Consider the following 18089-nt stretch of genomic DNA (forward strand, 5'->3'; position numbering starts at 1 on the left):
CTGTAAACGACCACGGACTGCGTCCCATGACTCCCAGCATCACCCCCGCGCTACTGCATGACTGGCTGTTCGACGGCCACGAAATCGCCCTGTTCGACCTGCGCGAGCACGGCCAGTACGGCGAAGCTCACCTGTTCTACGCCGTGAACCTGCCGTACAGCCGGCTGGAAATCGAGGCCCCGCGCCTGGCGCCCAACCCGCTGGTGCGTCTGGTGGTCTACGACGCAACCGGCGGCGAACTGGCGCAGCGCGGCGTGCAGCGCCTGCAGGCGCTGGGCTACAAGGCCGTGCATTGGCTCGAAGGCGGTAGCCAGGGCTGGCAGGCCGCTGGCTTTGAATTGTTCGCCGGTGTGCACCTGCCCTCCAAGGCCTTTGGCGAACTGGTCGAACATGCCTGCCACACCCCACGCATCAGCGCCCAGGAGCTGGCCGAATGGCAACGCCAGGGCAAGCCGCTGGTACTGCTCGATGGCCGGCCACTGGACGAGTTCGCCAAGATGAACATCCCCGGCGCCACCTGCTGCCCCAACGGTGAACTGGGCTACCGCCTGGAGGACCTGGTGCATGACCCCCAAACACCGGTGGTGATCAACTGCGCAGGGCGTACCCGCAGCATCATCGGCGCGCAAACCCTGATCAACCTCGGCATCGACAACCCGGTCTATGCCCTGGAGAACGGCACCCAGGGCTGGTACCTGGTCGACCTGCCACTGGAGCACGGGGGGCGACGCGGGTATCCGCCGCATAGCGGCCAGGCACTGGGGCGGCAACGGGCACGCGCCACGGGGTTGGCGCACAAGGCCGGGGTGCAGTGGGTGGCAGCGGCGCAGGTACAGGCCTGGCAGCAGGATGCACAACGCACGCTGTTCCTGTGCGATGTGCGCACCCCGGAGGAGTTCACCGCTGGCAGCCTGCCCGGCGCGCAGCATTGCCCAGGCGGGCAACTGGTGCAGGGCACCGACTTGTACATTGGCGTGCGCAAGGCGCGCGTGGTGCTGTTCGATGGCGACGGCGTGCGTGCCCCGGTGGTGGCCAGCTGGCTGCGGCAGATGGGGCATGATGCGTACGTCCTCGAAGGCGGCCTGGGCAGTGGCTTGGCATTGCCGGCACAGCCGCCGCTGGCGGTAACCTTGGCCGAAGCCAGCGCTGCAGAACTGGAGGGTGCCTTGCTGCTGGACCTGCGCCCGAGCACGGCCTACCGCCAGCGCCACCTGCGCGGCGCGCAGTGGGCGATCCGCCCAGGGCTGGCCGAGCAGGTGCGTGAGCAGTCTGGGCGCCTGGTGTTCATTGCCGACGACCCTCGCGTCGCCGAGTTGGCTGCCAGCGAACTGCCAGATACACAACGTCGCGCTGCGCGCCTGTTCCCCCAGGCGTTGCTGGCCGAGTGGCCGCAGGCCGCGGACGACACCTCGTTGCCAGACGCCGCCTGCATCGATTTCCTGTTCTTCGTCCATGACCGACACGCCGGCAACAAGGAGGCGGCACGCCGCTACCTGGCCTGGGAGACCGGGCTGATCGCACAGATGAGCGCCGCCGAGGTTGCCAGCTTCACACCCCTGACGCACAGCGACCCGGTCGCTACACGGCTGGTGCATGCCGGGCGTGGCGAATCGGGCCAAGGGGCCCACGGCGTCAACCCACCGGTCAGCCGCCTGAGTACCGTGCTGTTCGACAGCGTCGCCGAACAGCGTGAAGCGCGCAGCCATCGGGACCAGCAACGGGTGCTCAGCTACGGTGCCCGTGGCAACCCCACGGCCTTTGCCCTCGAAGACCTGGTCAGCGAACTGGAAGGCGGCTACCGCTGCAAGTTGTTCGTTACCGGGCTGCAAGCCATCACTCAGGCCTTTCTCGCCTACTTGCGCCCCGGCGACCATGTGCTGCTCAGCGATGGGGTGTATGGCCCGGTGCGGCGCCTGGCGCGCGAGCTGCTGCAGCCGTTCGGTGTGCAAGTCAGCTATTTCGCCGCCGATGGCCACGGCCTGGAGGCCGCGTTGCGCCCGAACACCCGCATGGTCTACAGCGAGAGCCCGAGTTCGTTGCTGTACGAGCTCATTGACCTGCCGGCCATGGCTGCGTTGTGCAAGCCGCGCGGGATCCTGCTGGCGGTCGACAACACCTGGGGTTCGGGTTACTTGTACCAGCCGTTGGCATTGGGCGCAGACATCTCGGTGATGGCCCTGACCAAGTACGTGGGCGGGCACAGCGACGTGATGATGGGCAGCGTGTGCACCACCCAAGAGGCCTTCGCCGCGTTGTCGCGCAGCAGCGATACCTGCGGCTGCACGGTCAGCCCGGACGATGCTTGGTTGGTGCTGCGTGGGGCGCGCAGCCTGGCCAGCCGCATGGCCGTGCACGCGCGCCAGGGCCTGGAGATCGCCCAGTGGCTCCAAGCTCGCGAGGATGTGGCGCGGGTGTATCACCCGGCGTTGCCGGAGCACCCGGGGCATGCCCTGTGGCGCCGCGACTTCAAGGGCAGCAATGGCCTGCTCAGCCTCGAACTGGCCGACGCCAGCCTGGGCCGGGCAGAAGCGTTCATCGATCGCCTGCGCCTGTTCGGCATCGGTGCCTCCTGGGGTGGCTACGAGAGCCTGGTGACCCTGGCCGAGCTGGGTGAGCGCAGCTTCGCAACCCCGGTGCGTGGTGCTTTGGTGCGCCTGCACGTGGGCCTGGAAGAGGTCAGCTCGCTACAGCGCGACCTCGACCAGGCGCTGCGCTGATCAGGCCCAGTCGGCGCGGTCTGCCAGCAACCTGGCCTGGCGCAACAGCTCGTCGTCTGGCGTCGCGCTGGCGATGGCCAGGCGCAGTTGCCCAAGGAACCGCCCCTGGATAGGGGCGATCGTGCCCGAGAACAGGCTCACCCCATCGCCCAGCGCGGCACCGATGGCCGCCAGATCGGGCTTCAGCCCTTTGCCGCCGGTGTAGTGCAGGTCGAGGTAGCGTTTGTCGGCAGCAATGGCCTGTGCTGCAGGCGCGGCCTCGCCGAGCAACGTGCGGCTGACGGCGTGCTGCGGGTTGCCGAACACTTCCCACACCGCGCCCGTTTCGACGATGCGGCCTTGTTCCAGTACGGCTACACGGTCGCACAGATCACGGATTACCTGCATTTCGTGGGTGATCAGGACGATGGTCAGGCCCAGCCGCTGGTTGATGCTGCGCAGCAGGTCGAGGATCGCCTGGGTGCTTTCCGGGTCCAGCGCCGACGTCGCTTCGTCGCACAGCAGAATCTGCGGCTCCAGCACCAGCGCCCGAGCAATGCCGACGCGCTGCTTCTGGCCGCCGGACAGTTGCGCGGGGTAGGCGCCGCCACGGCCGGCCAGGCCAACCAGGCGCAACAGCTCCGCCACCCGGGCGCTGCGCTGTGCTTGCGGCACCCCGGCCATGCGCATTGGCAGCTCGATGTTCTGGGCGACCGTGCTATTGGCCAGCAGGTTGAAGTGCTGGAAGATCATCGCCACCTTGCGCCGCAGCGCGTGCAAGGGCTTGCCTTGCAGCCCGGCGATGTCCTGGCCGTCGATCAGTACCTGGCCGGCGCTGGGTGCTTCCAGGCGGTTGAGCATGCGAAGCAGCGAGGACTTGCCCGCGCCGCTGCGGCCGATGATGCCGAACACCTCGCCCCGGCGCACTTGCAGGTCGATGGCGTCGAGCGCGCTGACGGCGCCATAGCGTTTGTGGATGCCGCGCAGGCACAGGTGCGCGTCGGTTGGCTGGATTTGCTGCTGGTAACGGCTCATGTTCGGGTTCCATGCCCTCCGTCACCAGAGGGCATCAGGGGTCAGAAACCAGGGGCGATCTGGCCTTTGTAGCGGGTCAGGATGAAGTTGCGCACTTCAGGGGAATTGAGTGCCTTGGCCAGCTTCTGGATACCCGGGTCCTGCAGGTTGTCGGGGCGGGCGACCAGGTATTCCACGTACAGGTCCTTGCCTTTTTCAACGATCAGCGCGCTGTTGGTGTCGATGCCGGCCTCCAGTGCGTAGTTGGCGAAAACGAAGGCCAGGTCGACCTGTTTCACCGAGCGGGCCAGCATGGCGCCTTCCAGTTCGCGGATCTTCAGGTGGTGGGGGTTGTCGGTAATGTCGCGCTGAGTGGACTGCGGGTTGGCTGGGTCTTTCAGCGTGAGCAGCCCGGCCTCGGCCAGCAGTACCAGGGCACGGCCAGTGTTCACCGGGTCGTTGGGAATGGCGACGCTGGCGCCATCGGGCAGCTCGGCAAGGGTTTTGTACTTGGCCGAATAGGCGCCGAATGGCTCGATGTGCACGCCTACCACCGGCACCAGGTCGGTGTGCCGGGTCTTGTTGAAGTCGTTGAGGAATGGCCGGTACTGGTAGTAGTTGGCGTCCAGGTTCTTCTGCGCCAGTTGCAGGTTGGGCTGGATGAAGTCGTTGAACACTTTGATGTCCAGGTCGACCCCTTGCTTGGCCAGGGCCGGTTTGACGAACTCGAGGATTTCCGCATGCGGTACCGGCGTGGCGCCAACCACCAGGTGTTCGGCGGCCTGGGCACTGAAGGCGAGGAAAGCGGCGAGGGCGGTGAGGGTCTTTTTCATGGTCAGTACCTGAGAAGAGTCGGGGTTCAGCGGCGGGTGAAGTGTCTTACCAGGCGGTCACCGCTCATCTGCAGCACCTGCACCAGCAGGATCAGCAGCAGCACGGTGACCACCATCACATCGGTCTGGAAGCGTTGGTAGCCGAAGCGGATCGCCAGGTCGCCCAGGCCGCCGCCGCCGATCACACCGGCCATGGCGGTGTAGTCGACCAGCACGATGGCGGTGACGGTGACCGCCGCGATCAGCCCGGTGCGCGCTTCGGGCAGCAAGGTGTAGCGGATGATCTGCGCGATGCTGCCGCCCATGGCCTGGCTGGCTTCGACCAGGCCACGGTCCACTTCGCGCAGCGCGGTTTCTACCAGGCGGGCGAAGAATGGCGTGCAGCCGACCACCAGCGGCGGGATGGTGCCCTTCACGCCCAGCGACGTGCCGGTCAGCAGGGTGGTCAGCGGAATCAGCACGATCAGCAGGATGATGAACGGCAGCGAGCGCAGCACGTTGACCACCACCGACAGGCTTCGGTACAGCGGGCCGTGCGCCAGTAACTGGCGCTGCCCGGTCAGGTACAGCAGTACGCCAAGGGGCAGGCCGAAGAGCACGGTAAAGCCCAGTGCGGCGCCCAGCATGCTGAGCGTTTCCAGGCAGGCCTGGGCGATTTCCGCCCAGTCGACGTTGGTCAGCAGGTCATTCATTGGCGTGGCCTCAGTTCCAGTCATGGCGAGGCGGCTTGACGCCGTTCAGTGCCCAGTTACCGACCAGGTGGTACTTCCAGCGCACCGGGTCGTGCAGGGTGTGCACGCGGGCGTTGCGCCAGTGGCGGTCGAGATTGTGCCGGGTCAGCGACGAGCGCGTGCCGCCCAGTTCGAACAGGCGGTTACTGGCTTCGATGGCGGCCTCGGTGGTCAGTACCTTGGCCTTGGCCACTGCAATCGAAGCCAGGGCCACGTTGTTTTCATCAGGGGCGGGTTTGGCCGCATCCAGGGCCTGGCCTGCACGTTCGAGCAGGGCTTCGGCGGCTTCCTGACGAATCTCCAGCGAGCCGACCTGGATGATGGTCAATGGGTCTTCGCTGGCCTTGTCGACCTGGGCATCGATCCACGGCCGGGCATGCTCACGCACGAACGCGAGGGTGTCGTCCAGCGCTGCGCGGCCGATGCCGGCGTCGATGGCCGCTGTGGTCAACTGAGCGAAGGGGCCGGCGAGGGTCGGGCTTTCGTAGGAGCGGTAGCTGGGGAACAGGTTGAATGCCGGCACCCGCAGGCCGTCGAGCAGCACCGTGCCGCTGGACGTGGTGCGCTGGCCCATGCTGCTCCAGTCATCGACGATCACCAGGCCGGCGCTGCCTCGTTGCACGAAGGCCAGTTGGGCACGGTCCTGCTCGTCCAGGGCCAGCACGCCGAGCCAATGGGCGTACAGCGAGCCGGTGCAGTAGCCTTTGCGCCCGTCGATGCGGTAGCCATCGCCCTCGGCGACCAGGCGTGTGCGAATGTCCTGGACGGTTTTGCCGCCGGTTTCCGACAGGGCGTTGGCAAATCGGTGCCCTTGCAATACCAGGTCGTAGAAGTAGCGTTGCTGCTCTGGCGTGCCTTGCAGGCGTATGTCTTCGAGCAGGCAATAGTGGTTTTGCGGAATTTGCCCAAGGGATGGGTCGGCAGCGGAGACGATGGCGATCACACGGGCAAGCGTGGCGAACGATACTTCGGCGCCACCGTAGGCCCGCGGCACGGTGATGCCCCATAGCCCGCTGTTGGAAAAGGCGTCGACGATGTCGGCCGGTACTTCGCGGTTGCGGTCGCGTTCGGCTGCGCCCTCGCGCAGCAGTTCGGCGACTTGATGGGCGACGGCAAGCGCCTCGGCGTCATCGCGAATGATGTGCGCCGCTGGCGTGCGGATTTCGTAGTTGGCGGATACGGTAGGGGCAGGCATGAGCAACTCGTCGTGTAGGCGGATACCTTCACGTTGCAGCTGCTGTGCCAACCTTTAAAACCAATGAAATCAGGCTTTTAACTTAGGGTTTCGAGGGGTTTCTGCCTGAAAACCCAACTAACTGTTGTTGCACTGTCGGCCCTGCAACAGCAGCAGTTCACTGAGCTTGTCCATGGCCGGTGTCGCCTGGCTGCCTTTACGGGTAACCAGCTCGTAGGGGTCGCTGACCGAGCCCATGCTCAGGGGCAGAATGCTGACCTGTTGATTCATCGCACATTGCCGGGCCACGTCGATCGACACCAGTGCGACGAAGTCAGGGCGGTTTTGCAACAACGACAAGGTTGCCAGGATTGAGGTGGTTTCAACCAGGTGCAGCGGGAAGCGCAGCCCGGCATCGTGGAACTCGCGCTCCAGTTGCACGCGCATCGGCATGTTGGCCCGGTACACGATCCAGCGGCTCTCGGCCAGCTCGGCAAGGCTCAGGCTTGCCGCATGCTTTAACGGGTGGTCGATGTTGGCGATGACCGCCAGCGTCTCATCCTGGACAAAGGTGCTGGCGAACAACTGTGGCGTGTTGCTGACGCTGGTGCGGCACAGGGCGATGTCCAGGCGGCCGCTCTCGATCTGCGCCAGCAATGACTGGCTGGTGTCCTCGATGATTTCGAACGACATCTGCGGCTGGATGCCGGCCAACTGAGACACGGCTTTCATCAGCAACGGCACGGCGCCCATGATCGCCCCCACCGCCAGCCGGCCGCCAACCCCACGCAGGATGGCATCCAGGTCATGCCGCAGGTTGGCGATATCAGTCTGTACCACGCGGGCGTAGCGGATGGCGCAGTGCCCCGCGGCCGTAGGCTCCAGCCCGCGGTTGGTGCGGTTGAACAGCACGGTGCCGAAGGTGGTTTCGATTTCCTGCAATGCCTTGCTGGCACCAGGCTGGGTAAGCCCGACGCTGCCTGCTGCACCGAGCAGCGAGCGGTGCTCGTCCAGCTCGATCAACAAGCGCAGGTGGCGGGCGTGCAGGCGGGACATGATCGAATTGAGCGAGGGGGTCATCGGGTATGCGTCCTGGTTATACCGATATGGATTGTTCTCAATACCATGGCCAGCCGTGCATTCCTATACTGGCGCTGCACAGCGTCGCTTCCCTTGCGGTTGAGACGCCCAGAACAATAAAGCCAGGAGCCTGCCAAGCCTTATGTCCCTGATCAACTACGTCACCCAGATTCAATTCGAAATCGGCGCCATCGCCCGCTTGCCTGCCGAGTGCGAGCGCATTGGTATAACCAGGCCTTTGATCGTGACCGACCGAGGCGTGCGCGCTGCCGGTATTGTCGATACGGCGTTGAACACCTTCGGCGACAGCACCGCGCAACTGCCGATCTATGACGGTACGCCACCCAACCCCAACGAGAATGCCATGCGTGAAGCCGTGGCCATGTTCAAGGAGTGCGGCTGTGACGGCATCATCGCCATTGGCGGCGGCTCGGCGATCGACCTGGCCAAAGGGGTGGCGGTGTGTGCCCGACACGATGGCCCCTTGAAAAGCTTTGCGGTGATCGAGGGCGGCCTGGCCCGCATCACCCCGGCAACCGCGCCTGTGATTGCGGTACCGACCACCGCCGGCACGGGCAGCGAGGTAGGGCGGGGCGCCATCCTGATTCTGGATGACGGGCGCAAGGTGGGGGTGATCTCGCCCCATGTGGTGCCCAAGGCTGCCATCTGTGACCCGGCGTTGACCCTTGGCCTGCCGGCACAGCTCACGGCTGCCACTGGCATGGATGCGATTGCCCACTGCCTGGAAACCTTCATGGCCCCTGTATTCAACCCGCCTGCCGACGGTATTGCCCTTGACGGCCTGTGGCGCGCCTGGCGCTTCATCGAGAGCGCCACCCGCGAACCGGGCAACCTGGACGGGCGCATCAACATGATGAGTGCTTCGCTGCAAGGTGCGCTGGCTTTCCAGAAGGGCCTGGGCTGCGTGCACAGCCTTAGCCATGCGCTGGGCGGGATCAACCCGCGCCTGCATCACGGTACCCTCAATGCGATCTTCCTGCCTGCCGTCATCACCTTCAACCGCCAGGCCGAAACGGTGCTTGACGAGCACAAGATGCAACGCATCGCCCAGGCGATGGGGTTGGCGGACGACAGCCAGATCGAAGAGGCCATCCGCAACATGACCCGCACGCTGGGCCTGCCGACCGGGCTGCGCGAGCTGGGCGTCAGCGAGGACCTGTTCCCGCGGATCATCCAGGGCGCGCTGGCCGACCACAGCCACCGCACCAACCCGCGCGAAGCGTCTGCCGAGGACTACCAGGGGTTGCTTGCAGCGTCCATGTAAGCCGTTACTTGCGGTTCTTCCAATAACAACAAAAGTGAACGCCCATGAATAGCAAATATGCGCAAGCCGAGCTTGCAGGTTCGCCGGAAGCGGTCGCCAGCGCGAACCCCTTCAGAAAGTACCAGGTCATCACCGTTAGCCTGTTGCTGGTGATTGGCATCATCAACTATGTCGACCGCAGTGCGCTGTCGATCGCCAACACGTCGATCCAGCGCGACATGGGTATCACGCCGTCACAGATGGGCATTCTGCTGTCGGCGTTTTCCCTGGCGTATGCCTTTTCGCAACTGCCCCTGGGCATGATCATCGACCGCCTGGGCAGCAAGATCTCGCTGGGGGCGGCCTTGTTGGGCTGGTCGGTGGCGCAGACGGCTTCCGGCCTGATCAACAGTTTCTCAGCGTTTATCGGGCTGCGGGTGGTGCTGGGGATTGGCGAAGCGCCGATGTTCCCGTCGGCGGCCAAGGCGCTGGCAGAATGGTTCGAGGCCGAAAAGCGGGGGACGCCGACCGGCATCGTACTGTCATCGACCTGCATTGGGCCGTGCCTGGCGCCGCCGTTGCTCACGTTGCTGATGGTCACCTGGGGCTGGCGCGGCATGTTCATCGTCACCGGGGTGTTTGGCATCTTGGTCGCCGCCTGCTGGTTCGCCTTCTACAAAAGCAAGGCGCGCTACCTGGCCGAACTGCCTGCCGAAGAGCGTGAGCGGCTGCTGGCGACCCAGGCGTGTAAACAGCCGGAGGCAAGTGCCAGGCCGAGCCTGCGGGCACAACTGGCGGCGTGGGCCGAGTTGTTCCGCCACAAGAGCACCTGGGGCGCTGTATTGGGCTTCATGGGGGTGATCTACATGCTGTGGCTGCACCTGACCTGGTTGCCGGGCTACTTCGAACGTGAGCATGGCTTGAGCCTGTACCAGACGGCCTGGGTGGTTTCGCTGGCCTATGTGTTCGGTGCGCTGGGCACCATTGTCGCGGGACGCATCTGCGACCGCCTGGTGAAAAACGGCGCCAGCGTGCTGGGTAGCCGCAAGCGGGTCGTGGTGACGGCGTTGTTCGCGGCAGCGGCGTTCACCGTTCCGCTGTCGTTCGGTAGCGGTTTCATGCTCAGCGTGGCGCTGCTGTGTTGCGCGCTGTTCTGCGTGAACATGGCCAGCTCCACCGCCTGGATGATTGCCAACACCGTGGTCGACAGCCAGCGTGTGGCCTCGTTTGGCTCGATCCAGAACTTCGGGGGCTACCTGGCGGGCTCGGTGGCACCGATCGTGACCGGGTTCAGCATCCAGCAGACCGGTTCGTTCGCTTCGGCATTTCTGATCAGCGCCGCGGTGGCGGCGGTGGCGGCGATGGCTTACGTACTGCTGCTGAAGCAGCCGGTTTCAACGGATCACTGATTGCCAGGTCGATTCATAACGGCTTGTTATGCCAGGCATCATGACAATATATTTACCCTCATCAATTTCAGGCCCTAGCATCTGTTGCCCGCCATCGCCCATTTCCATGAGGTTTTGATGAACAGTTCGCTCTTCGTACACCAACGCACCGCAGCCCTGTTAATGCAGCACTGGCGCAGTGGTGACCTGCTGACGGAACTGCCCGCCAGCCTCAAGCCTGAGACGTTGAAGCAAGGTTATGACAGCCAGGACCAGTTGTTTGCCGCTGCCGCTGGCCAGCGCGCAGGTTGGAAGCTGGGCGTCGGCAGCCCCGCAGCCATGCGCGCAGCCAACTTGTCGCGGCCATTGATTGGCCAGCTGGAGGCGGGGCGTTGTCATGCGGATGGCGCACACATCCAACTGCCGGCCATTACACCGGTGACCATCGAGTGCGAGATCGCCTTCGTGCTTGACCGTGATATCCCGCCACAAGCTGGGCGGGCCCCGGTCAGTGAGGACATCCGCGCTACCTGCGTCACCTTCGAAGTGGTGCGCTCGCGCTTTGTCGACCGCAAGGCGGTCGGCTGGCCGAGCTTTGTGGCAGACAACGTAGGCTTCGAGGCGCTGGTGGTCGGCAGCAGCCTGGGCGCAGGCATCGCTGTACCGCTGTTGGCCGACCTGGCCGAAACCACCGAGGTGCACGTAGACGGTGAATTGCGGGCGCGTGGCCTGTCGGGCGAAGCGGCGACCGACCCGCTGGTGTCACTGGCCCACCTTTATGCACATGCCGCCGAACGCGGCGAGACCTTGAAGGCAGGTGATGTGGTGACCACGGGGGCCATGTGCCAGCCCTTTGACCTGGATGGAACCGGGTATCGGATAAGCGCCAGGTTCCTTGGCCAGGTGCTGTCGTTCACGCTGTAACGGCCGACCATTGCTCGAACGCCGCCTGCATCCTCTGCCGGGTCTGTGGATCGGCGGGGATCAGGTGTTCGATGCGCAGTGATTCCACCGTGATATCCAGCGGCATGCCGAAGGTGGTGAACGTGGACAGGAACCTCAGCTCGCCATAGGGGCTATGCACACGCGTCAGCAGCACTGGTGTGGCAGCCGTTTCGAGCGGGCTGCCCGGAATCGGCAGTTTGCCCAAGCGCTCTGCCAGCGCCGGGTTGCCTGCCGCCTCCCTGGACGCACGTTGCCAGGCAGCGCTGCGAATTTCTTGCGCATTGGCCAGATGATCGCCCAGGCCGCCGGGGCAGAGCAGTGTCTGCAGCAGGTTGAGGCCTGTGGCAGGCTGTGCTGTAACGCCGGCCATCGCCAACAAGAGCCCGGTACTGGTATTGGCGGCGATGACGTCCCAGTTGCTGTCGATGACGATCGCAGGTGCGGGGTTGTTGACCTGCAGGATGTGTTCAATGGCGGCATGCACCAGCGCCAACTCGGGCGCATCGAGTGGCGAGGCCGCGTAGCGGGGCGCGTAGCCGGCAGCGACGAACACTTCATTGCACAGCTCCAACGGCGCGCCAAGGGCCGAAAGCAGCGCATGCAAGGTGCTCGGGCTGGCCCTGGCGCGGCCGGTCTCCACGCAGCTCAGATGGCGCTGCGACAGCCCCGCCAGCAGCGCCAGGTCCAGCTGGCTGAGGCTGGCCTGCCGACGCAGGTGGCGTAGATGCTGGCCTGCCGAAGTATGTGGGGCAGGGCTATTGCGATGGAACAGGTGCTGATTCATGCGTGGCCTGATCGTCCTTGAGTGCAATGTACATGACCTCACTGGTCATTGAGCGCCAACAACCCTACCACTACTGTGCCCGCAAACCCTACCAAGGAGAACGATATGGGCTTGCGTATCTGCGCGCTGGCAGTGCTGATGCTGTTTTCGCTGTATACCGGCTGGACGATGCTGATTGCCGAGCAATCACTGCTGGCGTTCGGGCTGGCGCAGTTGTCCCGGCCGGACACTGCCCAGGTAGTCATCGACCTGTACCTCATGGCGGGGCTGGCTTGCCTGTGGATGGTCAAAGACAACCGACTACGGGGCAGTGCCGGCGTCGCGGTGCTGCCTTACCTGCTGCTGACCGTTGTCTTCGTTTCGCTGGGGCCGTTGTTGTACCTGGTGATACGAGGCGTTGCCGGAGGGCGACAGCCATGAGCGGTGCCTTGCAGGTGTACGCGTTGTGCGTGGTCGTACTGTTTCTCAAGATGTTGTTGGTTTCCTGTTATCAGGGCTATCACCGCTTGCGTTTCGTGGCCTTCACCAACCCGGAGGACGCCGCTGTATTCAAACGCGCCGCACAGGCCACGGAACGCCCGCAGGTGTTGCGTGCAGCCAAGGCATGGGCCAATGACCTGGAAAATATCCCGTCCTTCTTCGCCCTTGGTGGCTTGGCCATCGCCCTCGACACACCGGCGGCGCTCGGTGCCTGGTTAAGCATCGTGTTCACCTGCGCCAGGGCCCTGCACACTTGGGCCTATCTGGCGGGGGTGCAGCCCTGGCGAACGCTGTTCTATGGCGTCGGGGTGGTCTGCCTGTTGGGCTTGTGCGCAATCATCGTGCTGAAGGTACTGAAGGGTTTGCTTCACTGAGTCTGGCGAAAGAGCAAAGTTTGCATGAGTCAACTTGATGCTTTCCCGCATTGCTACTAATACTTAGGTACTGCCGGGAGAGGGATGATCATGCAGACGCGCTTTGTGGTGGTTCCAGCGGTGCCGCTCAAGAAAGAAATCTATCCACGCAACCTTGGCTTTCCCGCCACATTGGCAGCGGGCTATGACTTGTATGACACGCAAGAAAAGCTGCGTCTGAGCCTGCACTACCCGACACGCGCCGAAGCTGAGTTTCAATGTGCATGCCGCAACCGTTGTCGGGATGCCGACGAGGCGGATATCGCGGGAATTGGTTGAGCCCAGTGCAACATTGATACATGCAGAAAACCAAGGGCCGCCAGGCGGCCCCAATGCGTTGGGCTGACAGGCGTCAGTAAATCTGCGGCACGATGATATCCATCGGCGTCGGGTTGCGAATGTAGTCCTCCTTCCTGACCCGTTGCGGCAGCTCGATCATCGGCACCTCCACTTCTTCATAAGGCATTTGCCCCAGCAGGTGGTGGATGCAGTTGAGCCGGGCTTTTTTCTTGTCGTCGGCCTGTACCACCCACCAGGGTGCCTCGGCGATGTGGGTGCGTTCGAGCATGATTTCCTTGGCCTTGGTGTAGGCCTCCCAGCGCCGGCGTGACTCCAGGTCCATGGGGCTGAGCTTCCATTGCTTGAGCGGGTCGTGCAGGCGGCTGAGAAAGCGCAGGTGTTGTTCCTGGTCGGAAATGGAAAACCAGTACTTGATCAGCTGGATGCCTGAGCGGGCGAGCATGCGTTCGAACTCCGGTACCGTGCGGAAAAACTCCTCGTACTGGTCGTCGTTGCAAAAGCCCATGACCTTTTCCACGCCGGCACGGTTGTACCAGCTGCGGTCGAACAGCACGATTTCGCCTGCCGCCGGCAAATGCGGAACATAACGCTGGAAGTACCATTGCGTGCGTTCCCGATCATTGGGGGCGGGCAGGGCGGCCACCCGACAGACACGGGGGTTGAGGCGCTGGGTGATGCGCTTGATCACGCCACCTTTGCCAGCCGCGTCACGGCCCTCGAACAGGATCACCACCTTGTGGCCGGTCTTGACCACCCAGCTTTGCAGCTTTACCAATTCCCCTTGCAGGCGGAACAGCTCGCGAAAGTAAGTCCTGCGTGCGGCTTTTTCGCTGCCATCCTCGACATGTTCATCAAACAGCGCATTCAGGTCATGGCCGTCTTCGGCCAGTTCCAGTTCCAGTTCTTCATCGCTGTGGTCAAGCAGTTCGCGGTGGATGCGCCGCATCAAGGCGTGTTCTGTGGCGGTCATGGCAAAGGCTCTCGTTAGCGGAAATGGCCAAGTGATAGTCCGCTTCGGTTACCAAGGCATGACATCAAGTTGCCGTCATGGCACAGGTAAAGCGCTCTAACACGCGGATGCCATTCAACAGTCACAAAGCTGTAACACAGCTGATGCAAAGTGTGCCGGCCATCACACGGAGCACTTTTTGATGAAACGCCTGATGAAGTCTGCTGCACTCGCCGTTGCGGTTTCCCTTTGCGCCACTTCGGCAGCCTTTGCTGCAGAAAACGTCCGCCTGACTGGTTCCGGCGCCAGCTTCCCTGCACCGATCTACCTGACCTGGTTCAAGGACTTCAGCAAGAACACCGCTGGCGTCACCGTTGACTACCAGTCCAAAGGGAGCGGGGCGGGTGTTCAGGACTTCCTGAACAAAACCGTCGACTTCGCCGCCAGCGACTCGGCCATGAGCGAAGCAGACATTGCCAAGGTTGGCGAAGGCGTGCAGTTGCTGCCAATGACCGCCGGTGAAATCGTACTGGCTTACAACCTGCCGGGCAACCCGAAAGGGCTGAAGCTGCCACGCGATGTGTACTCCAACATTTTCCTCGGCAAGATCACCCAGTGGAACGACCCGCAAATCGCCGCGGCCAACCCTGAGCTGAAACTGCCTGCCACCCCGATTACCGTGGTCGTGCGTGCCGACTCCAGCGGTACCACTGCGGTCTTCACCAAGCACCTGTCGGCCATCAACGCTGACTTCAAGCAAGGGTTGGGTGAAGGCAACACCGTCAACTGGCCGGCCACCGACAAGTTCATCAAGTCGCCGAAAAACGATGGCGTAACCGCCACCGTCCGCCAGACCCCAGGTGCCATCGGCTACATCGAGTACGGCTTCGCCAAGCTGGCCAAGGTCGACTTCGCCGTGCTGCAGAACAAGGCTGGCCAATACGTCGTGCCGAATGCCGAGAGCGGTGCCGAAGCACTGGCTGCGGTGAACATGCCGGAAAACCTGGTGGCTTGGCTGCCGGACCCGGATGGCGCCAAGTCCTACCCGATCACTTCCTACACCTGGATGATCTTCCGCAAGGACAACGGCAACCCGGAAAAGGCCAAGGCCATGCGTGAAATGGTCGAGTACAGCCTGACCAAAGGCCAGACCATCGCCGACTCGATGGGTTACATCCCGCTGCCTGCGTCGGTCGTCGACCAGGTGCGTAAAGCGTCCGCCAACATCCAGTAATACCCAGGCGCTCCCGGTATTGGCATGACGCCATGCCGGGGGTGTTTGTCCCTTGTCCCGGAACTCGCCAATGAACACACCCTTTGCCATACCGGATAACCCAGACTCCGCGTGCCAGCCACCGTCTGCGAAAGACTTCCTGGTCGATCGCACCTTCCGTGCGCTTGCGCGCATTGGTGTGGTGCTGGTGCTGGCGCTGGTCTTCGCGCTGGTCTACGAAGTGGGCCGCAAGGCACTGCCTGGCATCGAAAAGCACGGCTTTGACGTGCTGTTTGGCAGCGTCTGGGACGTCAACCAAGGCAAGTACGGTATTCTGCCAGCGATCTGGGGTACGCTTTACAGCGCCTTGATCGCCCTGTTGATCGCCGGTTTCTTCGGCGTCAGCATGGCCATTTTCCTTACCCAGGATTTTCTTCCAGCCAAGCTCGCCGCGGTGTTTCGCACCATCGTCGAGCTGCTCGCCGCCATCCCCAGCGTGGTCTATGGCCTGTGGGGCATCTATGTGGTCATCCCGGCAATTCGCCCGCTGACCGCCTGGTTGAACAGCGAGCTGGGCTGGATCCCGTTTTTCGGTACCTCCCTCAGTGGCCCCGGCCTGCTGCCAGCGGCGCTGGTACTGGCGATCATGATCCTGCCGACCATCGCTGCGGTTTCCCAGGATGCGCTGACCAGCGTGCCGATGAAAACCAAGCAGGCTGCCTATGGCATGGGGACTACCCATTGGGAAGCCATCCTCAAGGTGATGGTGCCATCGGCCGCTACCGGCATCTTCGGATCGCTGGTGCTGGGCCTGGGCCGTGCGCTGGGTGAAACCATGGCGCTGGCCATGCTGGTCGGCAACGCCAACACCATTTCCCTTTCCTTGTTCGCCCCGGCCAATACCCTGGCGGCGCTGTTGGCGCTGAACTTCCCGGAGGCCGGCCCCAACGAGGTCGAAGTGCTGATGTACGCGGCACTGGTGCTGATGTTCATCACGCTGCTGGTGAACGTGCTCGGCTCGATGATCATGCTCTACGCCCAGCGGGGTAACAAACAATGACTGACTTGACGACCCCTGTGGCCGCGTTGCCCAGCCTGCAGCGCAAGCTGGAAGGCCGTGCCCTGCGCAGCCTGGTATTGACCACCCTGGCCTGGCTGGCGGCGCTGGTGGCCAGCGTGCCGCTGATTTCCGTGCTGTACATGCTGATCACTCGTGGTGGTGCACGCCTTAACCTGGAAGTGTTCACCGAGTTGCCGCCCACCGGCTTCGAGATGGGTGGCGGTTTTGGCAACGCCATGGCCGGCACGTTCGTCATGGTCGGTATTGCCGCCGCCATCGCGGTACCGGTCGGTATCCTGGCCGCGGTGTTCCTGGCCGAGCTAGGCCCGGACAGCAAGCTGGCCAACGCCGCGCGCTTTGCCGCCAAGATGCTCACCGGCCTGCCGTCGATCCTGGCCGGCGTGTTTGCCTACGCCCTGGTGGTGATGACCACCGGTACCTACTCGGCACCGGCAGGCGGTGTGGCCCTGGCGGTGCTGATGCTGCCGATCGTGGTGCTGACCGCCGAAGAGTCGATGAAGATGGTGCCCAAGATCATGAAGGACGCTGCCTACGGCATGGGCTGCACCCGCGCCCAGGTGATCTGGAAGATTGTTTTGCCCACCGGCCTGCCGGCCATCCTCACCGGCGTGATGCTGGCCGTGGCCCGCGCCGCTGGTGAAACCGCGCCACTGCTGTTCACCGCACTGTTCAGTAACTACTGGATCTACCACGACGGTAGCCTGGCGGTCATGAACCCTACGGCCTCGCTCGCCGTGCTGATCTACAACTTCTCCGGCATGCCGTTCGACAACCAGCTCGAGCTCGCCTGGGCGGCCTCGCTGGTGCTGGTAATGATCGTGCTGGTCATCAACATTCTGAGCCGAGTCTTCGGCAAGCCCAAGTATTGAGAAAGGGAGCATCCAACTTGAACGTATCCACTGCGCAAAGAGCCGCTCCCATGGTCAGTGAAGCTACCCCGATCGTCATGGACTGCAAGCTGGACAAGATTTTCTACGGCAATTTCATGGCCGTGCGTGACAGCCATGTACCGATCCGCAAGAACGAGATCACCGGCTTCATCGGGCCGTCGGGCTGCGGCAAGAGTACCGTGCTGCGTAGCCTGAACCGCATGAACGACCTGGTGAAGGGCTTCCGCTTCGAAGGCCATGTGCACTTCCTGGGCCAGGACGTTTATGGCAAGGGCGTTGACCCGGTGGTGGTACGCCGCTACATCGGCATGGTGTTCCAGCAGCCCAACCCGTTCTCGATGAGCATCTTCGACAACGTCGCCTTCGGCCTGCGCCTGAACCGCTACAAAGGCGACTTGGGTGACCGCGTGAAGCACGCCTTGCAAGGCGCCGCGCTGTGGGACGAAGTGAAGGACAAGCTCAAGGTCAGCGGCCTGTCGCTGTCCGGTGGCCAGCAACAGCGCCTGTGCATTGCCCGTGCCATTGCCACCGAGCCAGAAGTGCTGTTGCTGGACGAGCCGTGCTCGGCGCTCGACCCGATCGCTACCCGCCGGGTGGAAGAGCTGATGGTCGAGCTGAAGAAGGACTACACCATCGCGCTGGTGACCCACAATATGCAGCAGGCGATTCGTGTGGCCGACACCACGGCGTTCTTCTCGGTCGATATCTCCCAGGGCACGCGCACCGGCTACCTGGTCGAGATGGGCCCTACCGCGCAGATTTTCCAGAACCCGCGCGAACAACTGACCAGCGACTACATCAGCGGCAAATTCAGCTGAGCCATGCATGCCCAAGGTGGCCGGGTGTCGCAGCCA

The 18089-nt window shown here is 63.4% G+C and carries 18 protein-coding genes; 11 read left to right on the forward strand and 7 right to left on the reverse strand.

The genetic code is table 11. From position 1 onward, the window contains the following. Positions 1-26 precede the first annotated feature (26 nt). On the forward strand, positions 27-2717 hold the full coding sequence (gene metC / locus APH42_RS13615) for a cystathionine beta-lyase (protein ID WP_060493505.1): 2691 nt from the start codon (positions 27-29) through the stop codon (positions 2715-2717). Here the strand turns inward: metC and APH42_RS13620 are convergent, their stop codons facing one another. The 5 genes from APH42_RS13620 to APH42_RS13640 form a co-directional block, all read right to left on the reverse strand. Then, positions 2718-3731, reverse strand: a complete 1014-nt coding sequence (locus tag APH42_RS13620; RefSeq protein WP_060493506.1) for a methionine ABC transporter ATP-binding protein — start codon at positions 3729-3731, stop codon at positions 2718-2720. A gap of 41 nt (positions 3732-3772) precedes the next feature. Beyond that, positions 3773-4543: a MetQ/NlpA family ABC transporter substrate-binding protein gene (locus APH42_RS13625; protein WP_012272780.1), complete on the reverse strand. Its 771-nt coding sequence runs from the start codon at positions 4541-4543 to the stop codon at positions 3773-3775. 26 nt (positions 4544-4569) lie between these two features. Then, entirely contained in the window at positions 4570-5235 is a 666-nt protein-coding gene (locus APH42_RS13630; protein ID WP_060493507.1) for a methionine ABC transporter permease, read from the reverse strand. A 10-nt stretch (positions 5236-5245) separates the two neighbouring features. After that, positions 5246-6469 carry an SfnB family sulfur acquisition oxidoreductase gene (locus APH42_RS13635; RefSeq protein ID WP_060493520.1) on the reverse strand — a complete coding sequence of 408 codons (1224 nt, stop codon included), beginning with the start codon at positions 6467-6469 and terminating at the stop codon, positions 5246-5248. 117 nt (positions 6470-6586) lie between these two features. Continuing rightward, complete coding sequence (locus tag APH42_RS13640; protein ID WP_012272777.1) at positions 6587-7528, reverse strand: LysR family transcriptional regulator; 942 nt, start codon at positions 7526-7528, stop codon at positions 6587-6589. A 142-nt stretch (positions 7529-7670) separates the two neighbouring features. On the opposite strand from APH42_RS13640, the gene APH42_RS13645 reads away from it, so the two are divergent. The 3 genes from APH42_RS13645 (at position 7671) to APH42_RS13655 (ending at position 11104) form a co-directional block, all read left to right on the forward strand. After that, positions 7671-8813: an iron-containing alcohol dehydrogenase gene (locus APH42_RS13645; protein ID WP_060493508.1), complete on the forward strand. Its 1143-nt coding sequence runs from the start codon at positions 7671-7673 to the stop codon at positions 8811-8813. Positions 8814-8857: 44 nt separating this feature from the next. Further along, positions 8858-10201, forward strand: coding sequence for an MFS transporter (locus APH42_RS13650; protein ID WP_060493509.1), 1344 nt, complete (start codon positions 8858-8860; stop codon positions 10199-10201). A gap of 117 nt (positions 10202-10318) precedes the next feature. Continuing rightward, complete coding sequence (locus APH42_RS13655) at positions 10319-11104, forward strand: 2-keto-4-pentenoate hydratase (protein WP_012272774.1); 786 nt, start codon at positions 10319-10321, stop codon at positions 11102-11104. On the opposite strand, the gene APH42_RS13660 is transcribed toward APH42_RS13655, so the two are convergent. Further along, positions 11094-11909 carry a helix-turn-helix domain-containing protein gene (locus APH42_RS13660; RefSeq protein WP_012272773.1) on the reverse strand — a complete coding sequence of 272 codons (816 nt, stop codon included), beginning with the start codon at positions 11907-11909 and terminating at the stop codon, positions 11094-11096. The genes APH42_RS13655 and APH42_RS13660 overlap by 11 nt on opposite strands. A 105-nt stretch (positions 11910-12014) precedes the next feature. Here APH42_RS13660 and APH42_RS13665 point away from each other — a divergent pair, with 105 nt between their 5' ends. The 3 genes from APH42_RS13665 (at position 12015) to APH42_RS13675 (ending at position 13081) form a co-directional block, all read left to right on the forward strand. Beyond that, positions 12015-12329, forward strand: coding sequence for a hypothetical protein (locus tag APH42_RS13665; protein ID WP_060493510.1), 315 nt, complete (start codon positions 12015-12017; stop codon positions 12327-12329). Next, positions 12326-12763: an MAPEG family protein gene (locus APH42_RS13670; protein WP_060493511.1), complete on the forward strand. Its 438-nt coding sequence runs from the start codon at positions 12326-12328 to the stop codon at positions 12761-12763. The genes APH42_RS13665 and APH42_RS13670 overlap by 4 nt, the downstream gene beginning before the upstream one ends. Positions 12764-12847: 84 nt before the next feature. Further along, complete coding sequence (locus APH42_RS13675; RefSeq protein ID WP_012272770.1) at positions 12848-13081, forward strand: hypothetical protein; 234 nt, start codon at positions 12848-12850, stop codon at positions 13079-13081. A 73-nt stretch (positions 13082-13154) separates the two neighbouring features. Here APH42_RS13675 and ppk2 read toward each other — a convergent pair whose 3' ends face one another. Next, a complete protein-coding gene (gene ppk2, locus APH42_RS13680) occupies positions 13155-14072 on the reverse strand; it encodes a polyphosphate kinase 2 (RefSeq protein WP_012272769.1) in 918 nt (305 codons plus the stop codon). Positions 14073-14253: 181 nt separating this feature from the next. On the opposite strand from ppk2, the gene pstS reads away from it, so the two are divergent. From pstS to pstB, 4 genes are all read left to right on the forward strand, one after another. After that, the gene (gene pstS / locus APH42_RS13685) at positions 14254-15285 is read left to right on the forward strand and encodes a phosphate ABC transporter substrate-binding protein PstS (protein WP_012272768.1); all 1032 of its coding nucleotides are present in this window, start codon (positions 14254-14256) and stop codon (positions 15283-15285) included. 70 nt (positions 15286-15355) lie between these two features. Further along, positions 15356-16324, forward strand: coding sequence for a phosphate ABC transporter permease subunit PstC (pstC, locus tag APH42_RS13690; RefSeq protein ID WP_004574212.1), 969 nt, complete (start codon positions 15356-15358; stop codon positions 16322-16324). Continuing rightward, positions 16321-17214, forward strand: coding sequence for a phosphate ABC transporter permease PstA (pstA, locus tag APH42_RS13695; protein WP_012272767.1), 894 nt, complete (start codon positions 16321-16323; stop codon positions 17212-17214). The genes pstC and pstA overlap by 4 nt, the downstream gene beginning before the upstream one ends. Positions 17215-17264: 50 nt before the next feature. After that, the gene (gene pstB, locus APH42_RS13700) at positions 17265-18053 is read left to right on the forward strand and encodes a phosphate ABC transporter ATP-binding protein PstB (RefSeq protein ID WP_012272766.1); all 789 of its coding nucleotides are present in this window, start codon (positions 17265-17267) and stop codon (positions 18051-18053) included. The last annotated feature ends 36 nt before the right edge of the window (positions 18054-18089 follow it).

Origin of the sequence: Pseudomonas sp. NBRC 111140, assembly GCF_001320885.1 — a bacterium.
GTDB lineage: Bacteria > Pseudomonadota > Gammaproteobacteria > Pseudomonadales > Pseudomonadaceae > Aquipseudomonas > Aquipseudomonas putida_P.